This window comes from Flavobacterium sp. CHNK8 (assembly GCF_019774515.1).
GTDB classification, from domain to species: domain Bacteria; phylum Bacteroidota; class Bacteroidia; order Flavobacteriales; family Flavobacteriaceae; genus Flavobacterium; species Flavobacterium tiangeerense.
On the sequence record NZ_CP081492.1, the window covers coordinates 2,727,406 to 2,745,753 of the forward strand.

At 34.2% G+C, this 18,348-nt stretch carries 18 protein-coding genes and 4 tRNA genes; 1 reads left to right on the forward strand and 21 read right to left on the reverse strand.

What is annotated here, in order from left to right; translation table 11 throughout:
• Positions 1-7: 7 nt before the first annotated feature.
• From rpoB to K5V07_RS11895, 17 genes are all read right to left on the reverse strand, one after another.
• The gene (gene rpoB / locus K5V07_RS11815) at positions 8-3,820 is read right to left on the reverse strand and encodes a DNA-directed RNA polymerase subunit beta (RefSeq protein ID WP_144889109.1); all 3,813 of its coding nucleotides are present in this window, start codon (positions 3,818-3,820) and stop codon (positions 8-10) included.
• Between the two features lie 274 nt (positions 3,821-4,094).
• A complete protein-coding gene (gene rplL / locus K5V07_RS11820; protein WP_086455315.1) occupies positions 4,095-4,463 on the reverse strand; it encodes a 50S ribosomal protein L7/L12 in 369 nt (122 codons plus the stop codon).
• 86 nt (positions 4,464-4,549) lie between these two features.
• The gene (gene rplJ, locus K5V07_RS11825; RefSeq protein ID WP_221917632.1) at positions 4,550-5,062 is read right to left on the reverse strand and encodes a 50S ribosomal protein L10; all 513 of its coding nucleotides are present in this window, start codon (positions 5,060-5,062) and stop codon (positions 4,550-4,552) included.
• Positions 5,063-5,084: 22 nt separating this feature from the next.
• Positions 5,085-5,774 carry a 50S ribosomal protein L1 gene (rplA, locus tag K5V07_RS11830; protein WP_039111376.1) on the reverse strand — a complete coding sequence of 230 codons (690 nt, stop codon included), beginning with the start codon at positions 5,772-5,774 and terminating at the stop codon, positions 5,085-5,087.
• 13 nt (positions 5,775-5,787) lie between these two features.
• Entirely contained in the window at positions 5,788-6,225 is a 438-nt protein-coding gene (gene rplK / locus K5V07_RS11835; RefSeq protein ID WP_007807442.1) for a 50S ribosomal protein L11, read from the reverse strand.
• 67 nt (positions 6,226-6,292) lie between these two features.
• The gene (nusG, locus tag K5V07_RS11840; protein ID WP_086455317.1) at positions 6,293-6,844 is read right to left on the reverse strand and encodes a transcription termination/antitermination protein NusG; all 552 of its coding nucleotides are present in this window, start codon (positions 6,842-6,844) and stop codon (positions 6,293-6,295) included.
• 10 nt (positions 6,845-6,854) lie between these two features.
• A complete protein-coding gene (gene secE, locus K5V07_RS11845; protein ID WP_086455318.1) occupies positions 6,855-7,052 on the reverse strand; it encodes a preprotein translocase subunit SecE in 198 nt (65 codons plus the stop codon).
• Positions 7,053-7,068: 16 nt separating this feature from the next.
• Positions 7,069-7,139: transfer RNA gene (locus K5V07_RS11850), tRNA-Trp, on the reverse strand.
• 60 nt (positions 7,140-7,199) lie between these two features.
• Positions 7,200-8,387 (reverse strand): elongation factor Tu, encoded by a 1,188-nt coding sequence (tuf, locus tag K5V07_RS11855; protein ID WP_221917633.1) that lies wholly within the window; start codon positions 8,385-8,387, stop codon positions 7,200-7,202.
• Positions 8,388-8,439: 52 nt separating this feature from the next.
• Positions 8,440-8,511 (reverse strand) — tRNA-Thr (locus K5V07_RS11860).
• Between the two features lie 76 nt (positions 8,512-8,587).
• A tRNA-Tyr gene (locus K5V07_RS11865) sits at positions 8,588-8,668 on the reverse strand.
• A gap of 31 nt (positions 8,669-8,699) precedes the next feature.
• Positions 8,700-8,773 (reverse strand) — tRNA-Thr (locus K5V07_RS11870).
• Between the two features lie 90 nt (positions 8,774-8,863).
• A complete protein-coding gene (hpf, locus tag K5V07_RS11875) occupies positions 8,864-9,166 on the reverse strand; it encodes a ribosome hibernation-promoting factor, HPF/YfiA family (protein WP_086454427.1) in 303 nt (100 codons plus the stop codon).
• 20 nt (positions 9,167-9,186) lie between these two features.
• Positions 9,187-10,092 (reverse strand): tyrosine-type recombinase/integrase, encoded by a 906-nt coding sequence (locus K5V07_RS11880; RefSeq protein ID WP_221917634.1) that lies wholly within the window; start codon positions 10,090-10,092, stop codon positions 9,187-9,189.
• A 68-nt stretch (positions 10,093-10,160) separates the two neighbouring features.
• Positions 10,161-10,355 carry a 30S ribosomal protein S21 gene (rpsU, locus tag K5V07_RS11885; RefSeq protein WP_035670421.1) on the reverse strand — a complete coding sequence of 65 codons (195 nt, stop codon included), beginning with the start codon at positions 10,353-10,355 and terminating at the stop codon, positions 10,161-10,163.
• 275 nt (positions 10,356-10,630) lie between these two features.
• Positions 10,631-11,800 (reverse strand): acyl-CoA dehydrogenase family protein, encoded by a 1,170-nt coding sequence (locus tag K5V07_RS11890; protein WP_221917635.1) that lies wholly within the window; start codon positions 11,798-11,800, stop codon positions 10,631-10,633.
• 161 nt (positions 11,801-11,961) lie between these two features.
• Positions 11,962-12,858 carry a helix-hairpin-helix domain-containing protein gene (locus K5V07_RS11895; RefSeq protein WP_221917636.1) on the reverse strand — a complete coding sequence of 299 codons (897 nt, stop codon included), beginning with the start codon at positions 12,856-12,858 and terminating at the stop codon, positions 11,962-11,964.
• A gap of 247 nt (positions 12,859-13,105) precedes the next feature.
• Between K5V07_RS11895 and K5V07_RS11900 the strand changes: the two genes are divergently transcribed.
• Positions 13,106-14,569 (forward strand): amino acid permease, encoded by a 1,464-nt coding sequence (locus tag K5V07_RS11900; protein WP_221917637.1) that lies wholly within the window; start codon positions 13,106-13,108, stop codon positions 14,567-14,569.
• A gap of 44 nt (positions 14,570-14,613) precedes the next feature.
• Here the strand turns inward: K5V07_RS11900 and K5V07_RS11905 are convergent, their stop codons facing one another.
• The 4 genes from K5V07_RS11905 to K5V07_RS11920 form a co-directional block, all read right to left on the reverse strand.
• Positions 14,614-14,841 (reverse strand): PspC domain-containing protein, encoded by a 228-nt coding sequence (locus K5V07_RS11905; RefSeq protein ID WP_144889117.1) that lies wholly within the window; start codon positions 14,839-14,841, stop codon positions 14,614-14,616.
• A 61-nt stretch (positions 14,842-14,902) separates the two neighbouring features.
• Complete coding sequence (locus tag K5V07_RS11910) at positions 14,903-16,174, reverse strand: DUF2851 family protein (RefSeq protein WP_221917638.1); 1,272 nt, start codon at positions 16,172-16,174, stop codon at positions 14,903-14,905.
• 93 nt (positions 16,175-16,267) lie between these two features.
• Positions 16,268-16,750: a 3'-5' exonuclease gene (locus tag K5V07_RS11915; protein ID WP_182651499.1), complete on the reverse strand. Its 483-nt coding sequence runs from the start codon at positions 16,748-16,750 to the stop codon at positions 16,268-16,270.
• A gap of 158 nt (positions 16,751-16,908) precedes the next feature.
• The gene (locus K5V07_RS11920; RefSeq protein WP_221917639.1) at positions 16,909-18,270 is read right to left on the reverse strand and encodes a pyridoxal-phosphate dependent enzyme; all 1,362 of its coding nucleotides are present in this window, start codon (positions 18,268-18,270) and stop codon (positions 16,909-16,911) included.
• Positions 18,271-18,348: the final 78 nt, after the last annotated feature.

Genomic DNA, 18,348 nt, shown 5'->3' on the forward strand with positions numbered 1-18,348 from the left:
AATTTATTTATTCCTCTAAACGAATATCAAGTCCAAGACCTTTCAATTCATGCATTAATACATTGAATGATTCTGGTAATCCTGGTTCTGGCATAGACTCACCCTTAACGATTGCTTCGTAAGTTTTAGCTCTACCAATAACATCATCAGATTTAACAGTCAAGATTTCACGTAGCGTACTAGAAGCTCCATAAGCCTCAAGTGCCCAAACCTCCATCTCTCCAAAACGTTGACCTCCAAATTGAGCTTTACCTCCAAGTGGTTGTTGAGTGATCAATGAGTATGGACCTATAGAACGTGCGTGCATCTTGTCATCAACCATGTGACCCAATTTCAACATGTAGATTACTCCAACAGTTGCTGCTTGGTGGAAACGCTCTCCAGTTCCTCCATCATATAAATGAGTATGTCCAAAACGTGGTACACCTGCCTCATCAGTCAAAGCATTTATTTGATCAAGTGAAGCACCGTCAAAAATTGGAGTAGCAAATTTTCTACCCAAGTTCATTCCAGCCCAACCAAGAACAGTTTCATAAATTTGACCAATGTTCATACGAGAAGGTACCCCAAGTGGATTCAATACGATATCTACTGGTGTTCCATCTTCAAGGAAAGGCATATCTTCATGACGAACGATACGTGCAACAATACCTTTGTTACCGTGACGTCCCGCCATTTTATCACCCACTTTCAATTTACGTTTCTTAGCGATATAAACTTTAGCTAATTTTAAGATACCAGCTGGTAATTCATCACCTACAGTAATTGTAAATTTCTCTCTACGTAACGCACCTTGCAAATCATTCAATTTAATCTTATAGTTATGAATTAAATCATTAACCATAGTATTAGTAGCATCATCAGCTACCCATTGACCTTTACTTAAGTGAGCAAAATCTTCAACAGCATAAAGCATTTTTTGAGTATATTTTTTACCTTTTGGTAAAACTTCTTCACCCAAATCATTCATTACACCTTGAGATGTTTTCCCGTTAACGATCAAGAAAAGTTTTTCAACTAATTTGTCTTTTAATTCAACAAATTTTACTTCAAACTCCATTTCAAGTGCTCCTAAAGCATCCTTGTCTTGTGTACGTTTACGTTTATCTTTCACTGCTCTTGCGAACAATTTCTTGTCTAAAACAACACCATGTAAAGAAGGAGACGCTTTTAAAGAAGCATCTTTTACATCACCTGCTTTGTCCCCGAAGATTGCACGAAGCAATTTCTCTTCTGGAGTAGGATCTGATTCTCCTTTTGGAGTAATTTTTCCGATAAGAATGTCACCAGGTTTTACCTCGGCTCCAATTCTAATCATACCGTTTTCATCCAAATCTTTAGTAGCTTCTTCAGAAACGTTAGGAATATCATTCGTTAATTCTTCGTTACCTAATTTAGTATCTCTAACTTCTAATGAATAATCATCAACGTGTATAGAGGTAAAAATATCATCACGAACTACTTTTTCAGAAATTACAATCGCATCCTCAAAGTTGTACCCTTTCCATGGCATAAACGCCACTTTCAAGTTACGTCCAAGAGCTAACTCTCCATTTTGAGTTGCGTAACCTTCCGAAAGTACTTGACCAGCAACAACTCTATCCCCTTTTCTTACGATTGGTTTAAGGTTGATACTTGTACCTTGGTTGGTTTTTCTAAATTTAATTAGATTATATGTTTTTTCATCTGGTTCAAAACTAACCATTCTTTCTTCCTCAGAACGATCGTATTTGATAGTGATTATATTAGCATCAACATACTCAATAACTCCATCACCTTCAGCATTTATCAACACTCTAGAATCAGAAGCAACTTGACGCTCTAAACCTGTACCTACAATTGGAGCTTCAGGACGAATCAAAGGAACCGCCTGACGCATCATGTTAGATCCCATCAAGGCTCTGTTCGCATCATCATGTTCCAAGAAAGGAATCAAAGATGCAGAAATTGATGCAATCTGGTTAGGCGCAACGTCAGTATAATCAACTTTTGAAGGCTCAATTACTGGGAAATCACCTTCTTGACGAGCAATAACATCCTCAGCAGTAATTTTACCAGCAGCATCCATTTGAATGTTTGCTTGTGCAATCAACATACCTTCTTCTTCTTCAGCACTTAAGTAAACTGGAGTAGACTCTAAATCTACAACTCCGTTAGTTACTTTTCGGTAAGGTGTTTCAATGAAACCCATTCCGTTAACTTTAGCATAAACACCAAGAGATGAAATCAAACCAATGTTTGGTCCCTCTGGAGTTTCAATTGGACATAAACGTCCGTAATGCGTATAGTGAACGTCACGTACCTCAAAACCAGCTCTCTCTCTCGAAAGTCCACCTGGTCCTAGTGCAGATAATCTTCTCTTGTGCGTAATCTCTGCTAATGGATTTGTTTGATCCATAAACTGAGACAACTGATTTGTTCCAAAGAAAGAGTTGATTACAGATGATAATGTTTTAGCATTAATCAAATCTATCGGTGTAAACACCTCATTATCTCTAACGTTCATTCTCTCACGAATGGTTCTAGCCATACGAGCTAAACCAACACCAAATTGTTGAGACAACTGCTCTCCAACTGTTCTTACACGACGATTAGATAAGTGATCAATATCATCAATCTCAGCTTTTGAGTTGATTAATTCAATCAAATATTTAACAATAGTGATGATATCCTCTTTGGTCAAGACTTGCTTTTCCATTGGGGTATCTAAACCTAATTTTTTATTAATTCTATAACGACCTACTTCACCTAAGTTATAACGCTGATCAGAGAAAAATAATTTATCAATGATACCACGAGCGGTTTCCTCATCAGGCGGTTCAGCGTTACGTAATTGTCTGTAGATATGCTCAACAGCCTCTTTTTCAGAGTTTGTTGGGTCTTTTTGTAACGTATTATGAATGATCGCATAATCACCTTGATTTGCATCTTCTTTATGTAACAAAATAGATTTAACGTTAGAATCAATGATCTCTTCTACATTATCTTTATCGATAATTGTATCTCTATCAAGGATTATTTCGTTACGTTCGATAGAAACTACCTCACCAGTATCTTCATCAACAAAATCTTCATGCCATGTATTCAATACACGTGCCGCTAATTTTCTACCGATATATTTTTTAAGACCTGTTTTCGAAACCTTAATTTCTTCAGCAAGATCAAAAATTTCAAGAATATCCTTATCTCTTTCAAAACCAATAGCTCTGAATAAAGTTGTTACAGGAAGTTTTTTCTTTCTATCAATATAAGCATACATTACACTATTGATATCTGTAGAAAATTCAATCCAAGAACCTTTAAACGGAATTACTCTCGCAGAATACAATTTTGTCCCATTGGCATGGAATGATTGACCAAAGAAAACTCCAGGCGAACGATGTAATTGAGATACAACTACACGCTCAGCACCATTGATTACAAAAGTACCACTTGGTGTCATATAAGGAATTGTTCCTAAATAAACATCTTGAACAATCGTTTCAAAATCTTCGTGTTCTGGGTCGGTACAATATAGTTTTAACCTAGCTTTTAAAGGTACACTATAGGTAAGACCTCTTTCTATACATTCTTGAATTGTATAACGTGGTGGGTCTACAAAGTAATCAAGGAATTCTAATACGAAATTATTTCTCGTATCAGTAATTGGAAAATTCTCCATGAAGGTATTGTAAAGCCCTTCGTCACCTCTTTCGTCTGATTTAGTTTCTAATTGAAAAAAATCTTTAAACGATTTAACCTGAACATCTAGAAAATCTGGATAGTCAGGAATGTTTTTAGTTGAGGCAAAATTCAATCTTTCAGTCTGATTTGTTAGCATCAATGAACAAAATTTTGATTAAAAAGTAATTTTATTATACAAATAAGAAGCTATTTGTATGATTATTTCACATGCATTACATCTTTTAAAAATTAATTAAGGATAACTACTTTCTTATTATCTATTAATTTTTTTTCATCGTAATGGGTAAAATATATTTCGATAAATAAAAAAAGCATCTAAAAACGCTAGATTTTAATTATACGAAAAAATGGTTTAGGTCAAAAGGTGATTAAACCCATGACCTAAACCGTATTCATTAAACGGAGTTTAATTATTTAAGCTCAACAACAGCTCCAGCTTCTTCTAAAGATTTTTTAAGACCTTCAGCCTCTTCTTTAGTTACACCTTCTTTAACGTTACTTGGAGCGCTATCAACTACATCTTTAGCTTCTTTCAAACCTAAACCTGTAAGTTCTTTAACTAATTTTACAACTGCTAATTTAGAAGCACCAGCCTCTTTCAATACAACTGTAAATTCAGTTTGAACATCTTCAGCAGCAGCTTCACCACCACCTGAAACTACTACAGCTGCAGCAGCTGGTTCGATTCCGTACTCATCTTTTAATATTGTTGCTAATTCGTTAACTTCTTTAACTGTAAGGTTAACTAATTGTTCTGCGAATTGTTTCAAATCTGCCATTTTTTTATCGTTTTAAAATGATTTGTAAAATATAATTTATTTATTGTGCGCGTAATTCAAATAATATTAGATAAAATCTAAAATTATTAAGCTTCATCTTCCTCAGAAACCTCTTCGCTACCAGCGAATTGGTTTTGTAAAGCAGAAATAACTCTCTGTGCAGGTGATTGTAATAATCCAATGATTTCACCAATAAGCTCTTCTTTAGATTTGATAGTTGCTAATGCATCTAATTGATCATCACCTAAATAAATTTCAGAGTTAATGTAAGCACCTTTTAAAATAGGCTTAGCTGATTTTTTTCTAAAATCTTTAATGATTTTTCCTGGAGCATTAGCCACATCTGAAATAAAGATAGCGCTATTACCACTCAATACTGAAGGTAAATCACCATAATCATTATCAGAAGCTTCCATTGCTTTTGCAAGCAAAGTGTTTTTTACAACCTCTAATTTTATACCTGCTTTAAAACAAGCTCTTCTTAAACTTGAAGTAGTTTCTGCGTTAAGTCCTGAAATATCAGATACATATATAATATTTGTACCAGCTAACTGTGCAGTTAAATTTTCAATCGCGATTGATTTTTCTTCTCTAGTCATACTAAAAGTTATTAACTACCAATTATACTGCTTTAGGATCCAATGCAATAGCAGGACTCATTGTGCTTGTAAGGTGTATACCTTTAATGTACGTACCTTTAGCAGCAGTTGGCTTAAGTTTAATTAATGTTTGAATAATTTCGTGTGCATTGTCATAGATTTGCTCAGCTCCAAAAGAAACTTTACCAATTCCAGCATGAACAATTCCAGTTTTATCAACTTTAAAGTCAATTTTACCAGCTTTAACCTCTTGAACAGCTTTAGCAACATCCATAGTTACTGTACCTGTTTTAGGGTTTGGCATTAAACCTCTTGGTCCCAATATACGACCTAAAGGACCTAATTTACCCATAACAGCTGGCATCGTGATAATTACATCAACATCTGTCCAACCATCTTTGATTTTTTGTAAATAGTCATCAAGACCTACATAATCAGCACCAGCTGCTAAAGCCTCAGCTTCTTTATCTGGAGTAACTAATGCTAAAACTTTTACATCTTTACCAGTACCGTGAGGTAATGTAACAACACCTCTTACCATTTGATTCGCTTTTCTTGGATCTACACCCAAACGAACTGCGATATCAACAGACTCATCAAATTTTGCAGAAGCTATAACTTTGATTAATGCAGCAGCATCTTTCAAAGAGTATAGTTTGTTCTTCTCAATTTTAGAAGCAGCCTCTTTTTGCTTTTTTGTTAATTTTGCCATTTCTTTCTCTTAATTAAAAAGGAGCATCTCCTGATACAGTTATACCCATAGATCTAGCAGTTCCAGCGATCATGCTCATTGCAGATTCGATTGTGAATGCATTTAGATCTACCATTTTATCTTCAGCTATCGCTTTGATAACATCCCAAGTAACACTAGCTACTTTTTTACGATTTGGTTCACCTGATCCAGACTTTAGCTTTGCAGCCTCCAATAATTGAACGGCAGCTGGAGGAGTTTTTACAACAAAATCAAATGATTTGTCTTTATACACAGTAATTTGTACTGGGCATATTTTGCCAGGTTTATCTTGTGTTCTAGCATTAAATTGCTTACAGAACTCCATGATATTAACCCCAGCAGCTCCTAAAGCAGGTCCAACCGGTGGCGACGGATTCGCAGCACCTCCCTTAACTTGTAGTTTAACTACCTTACTAATTTCTTTAGCCATTTTTTAAAAAATTTAACACCATAATCATTGGAAGCGATTACAGTGGATATTATAGATGTAACAAAAATTATACTTTTTCAACTTGCATAAAACTAAGTTCTAATGGTGTTTTTCTACCGAAAATTTTAACCATTACTTCTAGTTTACGCTTTTCTTCATTTATTTTTTCAACTGAACCATTAAATCCATTAAATGGACCATCAATCACTTTAATTGTCTCTCCAACATTGAAAGGAATAGATCTAGTATCAGTATTTACAGCAAGTTCATCAACCTTACCTAACATTCTGTTAACCTCAGACATCCTTAAAGGAACAGGCTCTCCACCTTTAATCTCACCTAAAAAACCAATAACACTAGTAATTGATTTAATGATATGAGGTATTTCTCCAACAAGATTCGCTTCTATCATGACATAGCCAGGAAAGTAAACTTTATCTTTAACTAATTTTTTCCCTTCTTTAACAGTTACTACTTTTTCAGTAGGAACCAGAACTTGAGAAACATAATCAGTCATTTCTAATCTTGCAATTTCAGTCTCAATATAAGCTTTAACTTTATTTTCTTGGCCACTTACCGCTCTAACGACATACCATTTTTTAACATTCACATCTGCCATAACAAAAAAATTAAGCTTTTATCCAGTTAAAAAATCCTGCTAAAGCTTTTGCGAAAATTTCATCAACTCCCCATGTTCCCAAGGCAAATAAAACAGAAAAAACAGCCACAACAATCGTGAGACGTTGTACCTCAGACCATTCTGGCCAAGTTACATTTGATTTCAATTCTTCAAATGCTTCTGATATGTAATTTACAACTTTTGTCATTGTGATATATTTTTTGCACGGGCGGAGGGATTCGAACCCCCATCAACGGTTTTGGAGACCGCTATTCTACCCTTGAACTACGCCCGTAGAATAAAAAACAATGTCGTCGTTAAACGACATTGTTTTTGAATTTATTTTTTTTGTAGATTAACCTACAATCTCAGTAACCTGTCCAGCTCCTACTGTTCTACCACCTTCACGGATAGCGAAACGTAAACCAACGCTCATTGCGATTGGGCTTAACAAAGATACATTGATAGTTAAGTTATCTCCTGGCATTACCATCTCTACACCTTCTGGTAAAGTAATAACTCCTGTTACGTCAGTTGTACGTACGTAGAACTGTGGACGGTAGTTGTTATGGAATGGAGTGTGACGTCCACCTTCTTCTTTTTTCAAGATATAAACCTCAGCTTTGAAAGTTGCGTGTGGCTTAACAGATCCTGGCTTAATGATAACCATTCCTCTTTTGATAGATTCTTTATCAACACCTCTTAACAATAAACCTACGTTATCTCCAGCTTCACCTCTATCAAGGATTTTACGGAACATCTCAACTCCAGTGATAGTAGAAGTCAATTTTTCAGCTCCCATACCAATGATTTCAACTGGATCTCCTGTATTAGCAATACCTGTTTCGATACGACCTGTAGCAACAGTTCCACGACCAGTAATTGTAAATACATCCTCAACTGGCATCAAGAAAGGCTTATCTGTATCTCTGATTGGCTCTTCGATCCAAGAATCTACAGCCTCCATCAATTCAAGAATTTTAGGTACCCAAGCAGCATCATTATTCAATCCACCTAAAGCAGAACCTTGAATAACTGGACAGTTGTCTCCATCGTACTCATAGAAAGACAATAAGTCTCTAATTTCCATTTCAACTAACTCTAATAACTCAGCATCATCAACCATATCCACTTTGTTCATGAAAACTACCATTCTAGGAATACCTACTTGGCGACCTAAAAGGATGTGCTCACGTGTTTGTGGCATTGGCCCATCAGTTGCAGCTACAACAAGAATAGCTCCATCCATTTGAGCAGCTCCTGTAACCATGTTCTTCACGTAATCCGCGTGACCTGGACAGTCAACGTGTGCATAGTGACGATTAGCAGTTTCGTACTCAACGTGCGATGTATTAATTGTAATACCTCTTTCTTTTTCTTCAGGAGCATTATCAATTTGATCAAATGATTTTGCTTGACAGTAACCAGCATCAGATAATACTTTTGTGATTGCTGCTGTTAAAGTAGTTTTACCGTGATCTACGTGTCCGATCGTACCAATATTTAAGTGTGGTTTCGAACGGTTAAAGGTTTCTTTTGCCATTTTACTTAATTTTAATCTTGTTATATATTAATTTTTATTTCCTACTTACTTGAGCCAACTACGGGAATTGAACCCGTGACCTCTTCCTTACCAAGGAAGCACTCTACCTCTGAGCTAAGTCGGCAGAACCTCTTATCAAAGAGCTCGAATTACAATTTTTAAATTTTTCAATTCAAAAAAACACAATTCAAGTTTTCTAGTGGGGAGAGCAGGATTCGAACCTGCGAAGTTCACACAGCAGATTTACAGTCTGCCCTCGTTGGCCGCTTGAGTATCTCCCCAACTTTTTTTATTTTATACCTCAATAATTTGAGCCGGCGGAGGGACTCGAACCCACGACCTGCTGATTACAAATCAGCTGCTCTAGCCAACTGAGCTACGCTGGCAAATCAATAAAAAAAGTCCGCTATTTCTAACGGACTGCAAATGTATAGATTTTATCTCTCAATCAAAACATTTTTTGAAAAAAATTTATATTAAATATGAGAACTAATCTTTTCTTTTCTCTTGAGCAACATTCGTTCTAGAGATTCCGAAGATAACTCTATCGCTTCTTCAAAGGTTTTACACTGCTTTTTGACCAGAAATTCATCACCAGGAACAATTATTTTTACTTCGGCAATTTTATTTTCCTTTTCGCTAGTTTTTTCTACTTTCAAAAAAACATCCGACGACACCACCTTGTCATAGTACTTTTCTAACTTATCCAATCTTTCTTGAATAAAATCAACTAGCTTCTTGTCAACTGTAAAGTTAACTGCATGTACACTTACCTTCATGATCTTCTTTATTTAATGGTTCAAATTTTATTTTTACTTTCTCGAGGATGAGCCTTTGCATATACGTTTTTCAACTCAGCTAAACTGTTATGGGTATAAACTTGCGTAGAAGCTAAACTCGAGTGACCAAGCAACTCTTTTACTGAGTTTAAATCAGCTCCGTTATTTAATAAATGTGTAGCGAAAGTATGTCTTAGAATATGCGGACTCTTTTTTACCTTCTCTGATATATTACTAAAGTACGAATTTATTAATCGATACACAAAAGAATCACTTAATTTATCTCCTTTTTTAGTTAAAAAAAAACACTCCTCATCATTAATCGTAACTAGCGTTCTTCTTTCTTCTTGATAACGAGATATTTGATCTTTAAGTATAGGCAACAATGGAACTATTCGCTCTTTATTTCGCTTTCCTAATACTTTTATAGTGTTGTTTGACAAATTTACATCTGAATTTTTTAAATGTATTAACTCCGTCCGGCGAATACCAGTAGCATAAAACAACTCTACAATTAGAGCATTTCTTATTTGCTCAAAACCTTCAGCATGCTGGGTTCCAAACAAAAGATTTTGCATTTCATTTTCCGAAAAAGGTATTTGTACTTTTTTAGCTGTTTTGAGAGCTTTATGTTTTAGTAAAGGACTTGTCTCAATTTGCTTTATCTTCATTAAAAATTTAAAGTAGGCTTTAAGGGAAGCTACTTTACGATTGACAGAACTATTCGAAACCGACATATCCACTAGTGAGACTATCCAGTTTCTTATTTGAACATAATGAACATGATCTATAGTTTCTTGGTCAAATTCTTTTTTAATGTATTCCGAAAATGCATCCACATCCACACAATAAGCCATAATGGTGTGTGCTGAATATTTTTTCTCCAAGGTGAGATAATCTCGAAATGCATCTTTATTAGTAGCCATAAAAAAACCGTTAGCATCAAAGTTATTAAATTTTGATGACTAACGGTTTTATTTTTCTGTAAAATAGACTAACTCTCTAAGTTATCTCTCATATTTTGAATATAAGCCGCTTTTTGAATTTTGATTCTATTCGTAACTGAAGGCTTAATAAAAGCAGTACGCGCTCTTAATTGACGAACAGTTCCTGTTTTATCAAATTTTCTTTTGTAACGTTTTAACGCTCTATCGATATTTTCTCCGTCTTTAATTGGTATAATTAACATAATATAGACACCCCCTTTCTTTAGGCTGCAAAAGTAGACATTATTTTTACTTTATCGCTATTTATTGTTATTTATTTTGGGTGTGCCGGCAAGGAAGTATTTTTTATCTATTGAAATACTATCTTTTTGCCGTCAGGCTATGCGCTACAATCTTTATTTACTGCTACGCATCCATAAAGGATTTCCACTTCTATCCTTCACACAAAAAAAGAGCCTTGAAAAACAAGACTCTTACTAATATTTATAACTCGTGCCGTACACATGAGGGAACCAAACTATTTTACAGCCGGCTCATAATTTTGATTATCAATGATCATTTTTCCTAAAATTTCTTTTAAGATTTCAGATGTTCCTCCACCAATAGGCCCTAAACGACTATCTCTAAACAAACGTGCTAATGGATACTCTTCCATGTAACCGTAGCCTCCAAGCATTTGCAAACAACTGTAAATGGTTTCATCAGCTACTTTTGTCGATTTTAATTTTGCCATTGTTGCTTCTTTAACCACATACTCCCCTTTATCAAGACGGGCTACTGCAGCATAATTGAAAATTTTACAATGCTCAACCTCTGTTGCATGTTCTACAAGCGTATGTCTTAATGCTTGAAACTTACTGATTTTTTTACCAAAAGCCTCACGTTGCGACATATATTCAATAGTATAATCAATAGCATATTCACCTCTAGCATGCGCATTGATTGCCATAATTAAACGCTCTAAAGCAAAATGCTGCATGATGTACGGAAATCCTTTTCCTTCTTCACCCATTAAATTTTCAGCAGGGATTTCTACATTATCAAAAGCAATCTCTGCTGTATCCGATGCTCTCCAGCCTAGTTTATCAAGTTTTGAAGCTGATATTCCCTTAAGACCTGTATCCATTAAGAAAATACTAATTCCCTTGTTACCAAGTTCTGGATTTGTTTTGGCAGCCACAATGTAATAATCGGCATAAACACCATTTGTGATAAATGTTTTTGAACCATTAATCACATATTTGTCACCTTTTTTCACGGCATTAGTTCGCATTCCCGCAACATCACTACCACCAAAAGGTTCTGAGATACATAAAGCACCTATTTTCTTTCCAGCGATACTTGGCGCTAAGTAGTCTTGTTTAATTCTTTCGTCACCCTCAGCATTTAAGTGTGTCATAGCCAAATAAGCATGAGCCCACATGGCTGCAGCAAAACCTGATGATTTTATTTTTTGTAATTCCTCAAGGAAAATAACCGTGTAAAATAAGTCCAAACCAAGACCTCCGTATGCCTCTGGGTAAGCAATACCAAAATAACCCATTTCCCCGAATTTCTCCCAAATAAAGCGCTCTATTGTTCCTGTTTTTTCCCATTTCTCAATGTGCGGAACCACTTCTTTTTGTAAAAAACCTTTTAAACTTTCTCTAAATGCTTGGTGCTCCTCTGTGAAGTAAATTGAATTCATATGTTTTTTTCTTTTTTAACAAATTTTAGATTGGTAGAAACTAGATATAAAGTCAGTTTCTGGATAAGTGACAAAAAATCAAAATTGGAAAGAACAATAAAATTACGTTTGTACAAATTATGATAAAAAAACGCACTTTTTATTCTAGTTTTTTGATAGTTCTATTTAAAGTCCAAATATAAGGCAATTATTTTTGCTTTATCAACAGGAAATCCCTTAGTTTTTGTTAAATCCTCAATATTTTTTATGTTTCCATTCATACTTCTGTATGTTACAATTTCTTTAGCAAGTGCATATCTAAAGTAATGAAACGCGCTAAGCTCTTTTAAAGACGCATTATTAATGTCAACTTTCTTAGTATTAGGAAGCACTCCGACTTTAAAATGAATGTTTAATTTCTCTATAACTTCTGGAGACAACCCCCATATCTCATCCATTTGCTCCATTGAGACAAACGCTCCAAGAGTTTCTTTTTGTTTCAAAATTCGGGAAGAAATAGCATCTCCTATTCCGTAGACCTTCATCAAAGCTTCTTTATCAGCTTGATTGATATCTAATACTGAAACCTTTTCTTTTTTGGCGAAAGCCTGATACTCCTGATTTTTATATTCTTTATAAGGAGACGTGCCTTTTTTATACTCAACCCAATTAGGGAACTTAAACAAGGGAGACATGGTTTCAAGTAATGAATCTGAAATTTGTGTTACCCGCTGAAATTCTTCTGGGGAGTTTACAAATTTATTCTGCTTTCTAAAAGCAAGTAACCTGTCAATCTCTTGTGTAGACATTCCTAATTTATAGCCTTTGTAATCTGAAATAAAATTGGGATTGAATGCATACTGTTGTTTTGGTAAATTTTTAGTAACATTCTTCTCGTAATCTAAACTTGACTGCAACGCAATCCACTGTAACTCCTGCGGCGACTGTTTAATACTAGGATTAAAATCATAGCAATAGTAACATATTTGTAAAATAAAAATAAGAGTAAATAATACTATAATTCCAAGACGTTGTTCTTTATTGAACTTAAAAAAAGATTCAAAAGTTTTGAAGTCCATAATCTAATTAAAATCATTAAAAGTTAGATGCGTATAAAAATAAAAAAAATAAAGAATCAACCGTCAAACAGTATGAGAATTTAAAAGTTTTTAAAACAAAAATATAGGAGTAATTATAATAAATTGACAAAAAAGACTTCAAAAAGGATTTTAAAACATTTTTTATGAGTTAAAAATCAATTATTGTTTTTATTTTTTATAAAAAACAATACATTTGGAGCTTAATAACTTAAAACATTAAACAACCATGTCAATTTGGAGAGTTAAACCAGTATCAGCTTTTGAAGCTGATATGAAAAAAAGTCAATTAAAAAGAGTTTTAGGAAAGTGGAGCCTTACTGCAATTGGTATTGGAGCTATTATCGGAGGAGGAATATTCGTTCTTACAGGTACAGGAGCCTATAATCATGCTGGACCAGCACTAGCACTTTCATTTGTTATTGCGGGTATTGCCTGTGTATTTGCAGCGTTGTGCTATTCTGAATTTGCTTCTATTTTACCTGTAGAAGGATCTGCTTATGCCTATGCTTATGGAACTATTGGAGAAATATTTGCTTGGATAATTGGCTGGGGATTAATACTTGAATATGCTATGGGATCTATGACTGTCGCCGTTTCGTGGTCAGGCTATTTCAATAAAATGCTGAAAATGTTTGGTATAAAACTCCCTGAGTGGCTTACCACTGACCCAGCGAGTTATACTGGCGAAGGATTTTCAATGAACTTACCCGCTTTTTTAATTGTAATTTTGGTCATATCTTTATTAATAAAAGGTACTGAAAAGGCAGCTAGTGCTAACAACTTTATTGTAATTTTAAAAGTATCTGCTGTAATTTTTGTAATTATTGCTGGTGCATTCTTCATAAATGTAGACAACTGGTCTCCATTTATACCTGATGTACAAACTATTATAGTTGATGAAAAACCGCATCAAGCTTACGGACTCAAAGGTATTATATCCGGAGCTGCGGCCATTTTCTTTGCATATGTAGGTTTTGATGCTGTTTCTACTCAAGCTGGTGAAGCAATCAATCCTAAAAAAGACGTTCCATTTGCTATTATTGTATCATTATTAGTATGTACAATTCTTTACATATTAGTATCGTTAGTATTAACAGGTATGATTAGCTACCAAGACTTTAACCCACTAGGAAAATATCCTGAAGCTATTAAAGCTCCCGTAGCTTATGCATTTGACATTGCTGGACAAGCTTGGGCTGGTTATATTATTACAATAGCTGCTACTGTAGGTTTAATATCAGTATTAATGGTAATGATCATGGGACAATCTCGTATCTTTTTAGGGATGTCAAAAGATGGTTTAATTCCTCCTGTTTTCTCAAAAGTTAATCCTTTATCTGGTACGCCAAAAACAAACTTGATGATCTTAGGTGGATTTATTGCTACTGTTGCTGCCTTTACACCGATTAGTAAATTAGCAGAAATGTGTAGTTTTGGAACTTTATTCGCCTTTACAATGGTATGTGTCGCTGTGTGGATTCTGAGAATTAAACAACCTGGTTTAGAACGAACTTTTAAAGTTCCTGCTTTACCAGTAATTGCTGTTTGTGGTATTGCAATCAACATTTATTTAATGACTCAACTAAGTTTAGATGCTCAAAAATTCTCGATGGGCTGGTTAGGAATAGGTCTCTTAATTTACTTCCTTTATGGAAAAAGAAATTCTAAATTGAACAACCCACAAGAATAAAGTAAAAAAGGCTCCTAATAATTAGGAGCCTTTTTTTATTTATTTTACAAATCAAATACTGAAGTTCGTTTTGCCCTTATGAGATCTTTTAACTTCATCCAAAATGCAAGTGTAAGATACACTGCAAACCATAATCCAGCAGTGACAAAGGAAAGGTATATAAAAAAAAGACGCACACTACTTGCCCGCATTCCAAGCGTATCTGCTAATCTGGAAGAAACATGAAATCCGTGTTTTTCGAAAAAAAATTTTATTTTTAAAATTGCTGACATCTAGGAATGAATTTAATAAATACAAAAATACAACTCTATATTCACATCTTCTTATTCTTGTCTATTTGTTTTTGAGCAAATCCATACCGATACTACATTGTAAACACAAACTTTGATTGCAATACTCATTTTTCAATTGCAAAAGTGATTGTGAATAAAAAGCATTTTTGGAAACGATTCCAAAAGAACTAAACTTATCAATAATTGAATTTTTTTCTGGTGCAATTTCTGAAAGCAAATTAATAAAATCCTCTTCCATTTCTTTACCTTGGCTCTTTAAATAGGCAAATTGAATCGGAATTATTGTATTGATAACAATCAAATCAATGAATGATTTAGAGAGCCTTTTATTCTTTTTAGGACTTACTTTATCAAACTGATAATGTGTATTCCAATACAACGATGAAGGAATTTGAAACAAATTATAACAACTTTGTAAAGACTTTAAAGCACTAATTTTTGAAAATAAATTTTGATGTAAATGGTACAAATTTGACAATTGAGAAAGTCTAATTGTGGGAAAATTATCTGGGCGATGTTTAAAAAACTGAACAGGCTCTATAATTTCTTTATCAAGCTGGTATTTATGAAGTAAATAAAAATACCTGAATTTCAAATCCTTAAAATAGTTATCCTCTTTATCAGCATCTAATAAACCTGCGGTACCAAAAATTAAAGCTTCTAAATTTTCAACTTCAAAACTTTCTTTTCTTATGGTAGCAAATGGAATAGATTGTGCAATTTTTAAAAAAGTGTCTCCATTGGTGTTTAAGCCAAAATTTTTGGCCAAAAGACAATATAAAACCGCTTCCCAATCTTGATTAGTTTGATTTAATAAATCGAAAATAGGTTTTGATTTACGTTCTAAACGTTCAAAAAACAATCGTTCTTGCCAATTTTTCAATACAAACTCATCAACTTGATTAATTTGTTTCTCGCAGAAAATCCAAGATTTAGGAGCTACAAGAGATTGATAGTTGCTAAGAATTGAGGGATCAACATAATTTTTAAGCTCTAAAACTGGTATTTCGGTATTGTTTTTTCGGTGAATTTCGGTGTCATGTTCCCAAACTACATGCAAAATAACACTATCGTAGGCATCGTCTTTTTCGTGATGATGTACATACCAATCAGAAGATTTTATATGTATTTCAACATTTCCAGCCCATTTTTGACCCTCAATAAGGATTTGAGCATTAAAAAAATCAGGGCCCGAAAGTTCTAAATACTGCCCAACATTTATGATAGTCAAGGATTCACCTTGATGTGTTTTCAAATCTAGAATATTGAATTTTTTAAATCTCCAGATGTAATGAAGAAAATCTTCTTTCATATTGTTTATATTTCACTACTTACTAAATTAGTGAAAATAATCTATTCTGAGCAAAACATAATACGAAATTAAGGTAAACAAGCTAAGTACTATCTATTTCAATAAGTACAATTGTGCACAGGCTCGCGCATCAGACAGCGCTTCATGGTGGTTGAGTTCTATGTTCATTTCCCGACAACAATCACTCAGTTTAGTAGGCTTAAATCCTTTGCTTCGATATATTTTAACCGTACATTCCCATCGATCAGCGATATTTAGATCCGAATAATCTAAATAGTTATTCGCCATGGACTTAGCCAAAACATTCCTATCAAAACTCTCGTTATGAGCAACAATTACACGATTATAAAGCCTTTTGTGGATTTCAGGATATATTTCAGCAAAAGTCTTTGCGTACTCTGTATCGTATGGATGAATACCATGCACTTGTATTGTGTATGGAGAATAGTAATTATTAGGCGGCTGTATTAAGGTAACAAATTCATCAACAACAATACCGTTTTCAACGGTTACAATACCTACAGAGCAAGGGTGATAACCAATTGCTGTTTCAAAATCTATTGCAGTAAAAGTCACTTTATTTCTATATTAAGGTAATATTTACAAATATACATCAAAAATAAGTTCCTCATACTCCAAATCACTTTTAACATGCTCATAAAATAATTTCATCAAAACAAAAAAAAGCCTACAAAGTAAAAACAATGTAGGCCTCTAATACTATTTATAACTATTTATTTAATAGAACCAATAATATCATATTTAGTAATAATATGGTGATTCCCATTTGCTAATTCAACTAAAACAGCTTCGTTTTCTTTAGTAAATAATTTAGAAACCTCTTCAATAGGTGTTCCCTGCTTCACTATTGGAAAAGGTTTACCCATAACCTCTTTTATCGGTTTATCAGCTACATTTTTATCAGCAACATAGCTTTGAAACAAATCACTTTCATCAACAGAGCCTACAAAACCAGTAATGTCTATTACAGGAATTTGAGAAATCTTGTATTTACGCATGCGCTCAATAGCATGTGAAACCAACTCTTCGGTGCGAACAACAATAAGTGGCTTATCAATATGATCTTTTATAACATCTTCTGCCTTAGTTACTTCTTCTTCTAAGAATCCACGTTCACGCATCCATTCATCATTATACATTTTCCCTACGTAACGGCTTCCTGAATCATGAAAAAGTACAACTACAACGTCATCTGGCTTAAAATGCTCTTTCAATTGCAACAATCCTTTGATAGCAGCACCTGCCGAGTTCCCAACAAAAATTCCTTCTTCAAGTGCAATTTTTCGAGTGTAAACTGCCGCATCTTTATCCGTTACTTTTGTAAAGCCATCAATAAGAGAAAAATCAACGTTTTTAGGAAGAATATCCTCCCCTATACCTTCAGTGATATAGGAATAAATTTCGTTTTCATCAAAAATTCCCGTTTCATGATATTTTTTAAATACAGAGCCGTAAGTATCAATTCCCCAAATTTTAATATTTGGATTTTGTTCTTTTAGATACTTAGCAGTTCCAGATATCGTTCCGCCGGTACCTACACCAACTACAAAATGAGTAATTTTACCGTTAGTTTGTTCCCAAATTTCAGGACCCGTTTGCTCATAATGTGCAATTGCATTAGATGGATTATCGTATTGATTGACATACCATGAATTAGGTGTTTCCTCAGCTAGCCGTTTTGAAACTGAATAATAGGATCTTGGATCAGTAGGCTCTACATCAGTAGGACAAACAACAACTTTTGCCCCTACGGCACGTAGAATATCCATTTTTTCTTTTGATTGTTTATCAGAGATAACACAGATCAATTTGTAACCTTTAATTATAGCTACTAGTGCAAGTCCCATTCCTGTATTCCCTGAAGTACCTTCAATGATTGTTCCTCCGGGTTGTAATCTACCATCAGCCTCGGCATCTTCAACCATTTTAACTGCCATTCTATCTTTTACAGAATTTCCTGGATTAAAAGTTTCTACTTTTGCAAGTACAAGAGAATCCACTTCGGCGGTTACTCTATTTAGTTTTACTAAAGGTGTGTTGCCTATTGTTCCTAATATATTTTCGGCGTAGCGCATTTGGTTATAAATTTTAAATGATATATTGTAGTGTATAATGGTGCAAAGATAACATTTTTGCAAGTAATATTCTTGTGT

Coding starts and splice junctions, on each gene's coding strand:
- rpoB (WP_144889109.1), bottom strand. CDS start 3,820: ATGCTAACAAATCAGACTGAAAGATTGAATTTTGCCTCAACTAAAAAC.
- rplL (WP_086455315.1), bottom strand. CDS start 4,463: ATGGCAGATTTGAAACAATTCGCAGAACAATTAGTTAACCTTACAGTT.
- rplJ (WP_221917632.1), bottom strand. CDS start 5,062: ATGACTAGAGAAGAAAAATCAATCGCGATTGAAAATTTAACTGCACAG.
- rplA (WP_039111376.1), bottom strand. CDS start 5,774: ATGGCAAAATTAACAAAAAAGCAAAAAGAGGCTGCTTCTAAAATTGAG.
- rplK (WP_007807442.1), bottom strand. CDS start 6,225: ATGGCTAAAGAAATTAGTAAGGTAGTTAAACTACAAGTTAAGGGAGGT.
- nusG (WP_086455317.1), bottom strand. CDS start 6,844: ATGGCAGATGTGAATGTTAAAAAATGGTATGTCGTTAGAGCGGTAAGT.
- secE (WP_086455318.1), bottom strand. CDS start 7,052: ATGACAAAAGTTGTAAATTACATATCAGAAGCATTTGAAGAATTGAAA.
- tuf (WP_221917633.1), bottom strand. CDS start 8,387: ATGGCAAAAGAAACCTTTAACCGTTCGAAACCACACTTAAATATTGGT.
- hpf (WP_086454427.1), bottom strand. CDS start 9,166: ATGAAGGTAAGTGTACATGCAGTTAACTTTACAGTTGACAAGAAGCTA.
- K5V07_RS11880 (WP_221917634.1), bottom strand. CDS start 10,092: ATGGCTACTAATAAAGATGCATTTCGAGATTATCTCACCTTGGAGAAA.
- rpsU (WP_035670421.1), bottom strand. CDS start 10,355: ATGTTAATTATACCAATTAAAGACGGAGAAAATATCGATAGAGCGTTA.
- K5V07_RS11890 (WP_221917635.1), bottom strand. CDS start 11,800: ATGAATTCAATTTACTTCACAGAGGAGCACCAAGCATTTAGAGAAAGT.
- K5V07_RS11895 (WP_221917636.1), bottom strand. CDS start 12,858: ATGGACTTCAAAACTTTTGAATCTTTTTTTAAGTTCAATAAAGAACAA.
- K5V07_RS11900 (WP_221917637.1), top strand. CDS start 13,106: ATGTCAATTTGGAGAGTTAAACCAGTATCAGCTTTTGAAGCTGATATG.
- K5V07_RS11905 (WP_144889117.1), bottom strand. CDS start 14,841: ATGTCAGCAATTTTAAAAATAAAATTTTTTTTCGAAAAACACGGATTT.
- K5V07_RS11910 (WP_221917638.1), bottom strand. CDS start 16,174: ATGAAAGAAGATTTTCTTCATTACATCTGGAGATTTAAAAAATTCAAT.
- K5V07_RS11920 (WP_221917639.1), bottom strand. CDS start 18,270: ATGCGCTACGCCGAAAATATATTAGGAACAATAGGCAACACACCTTTA.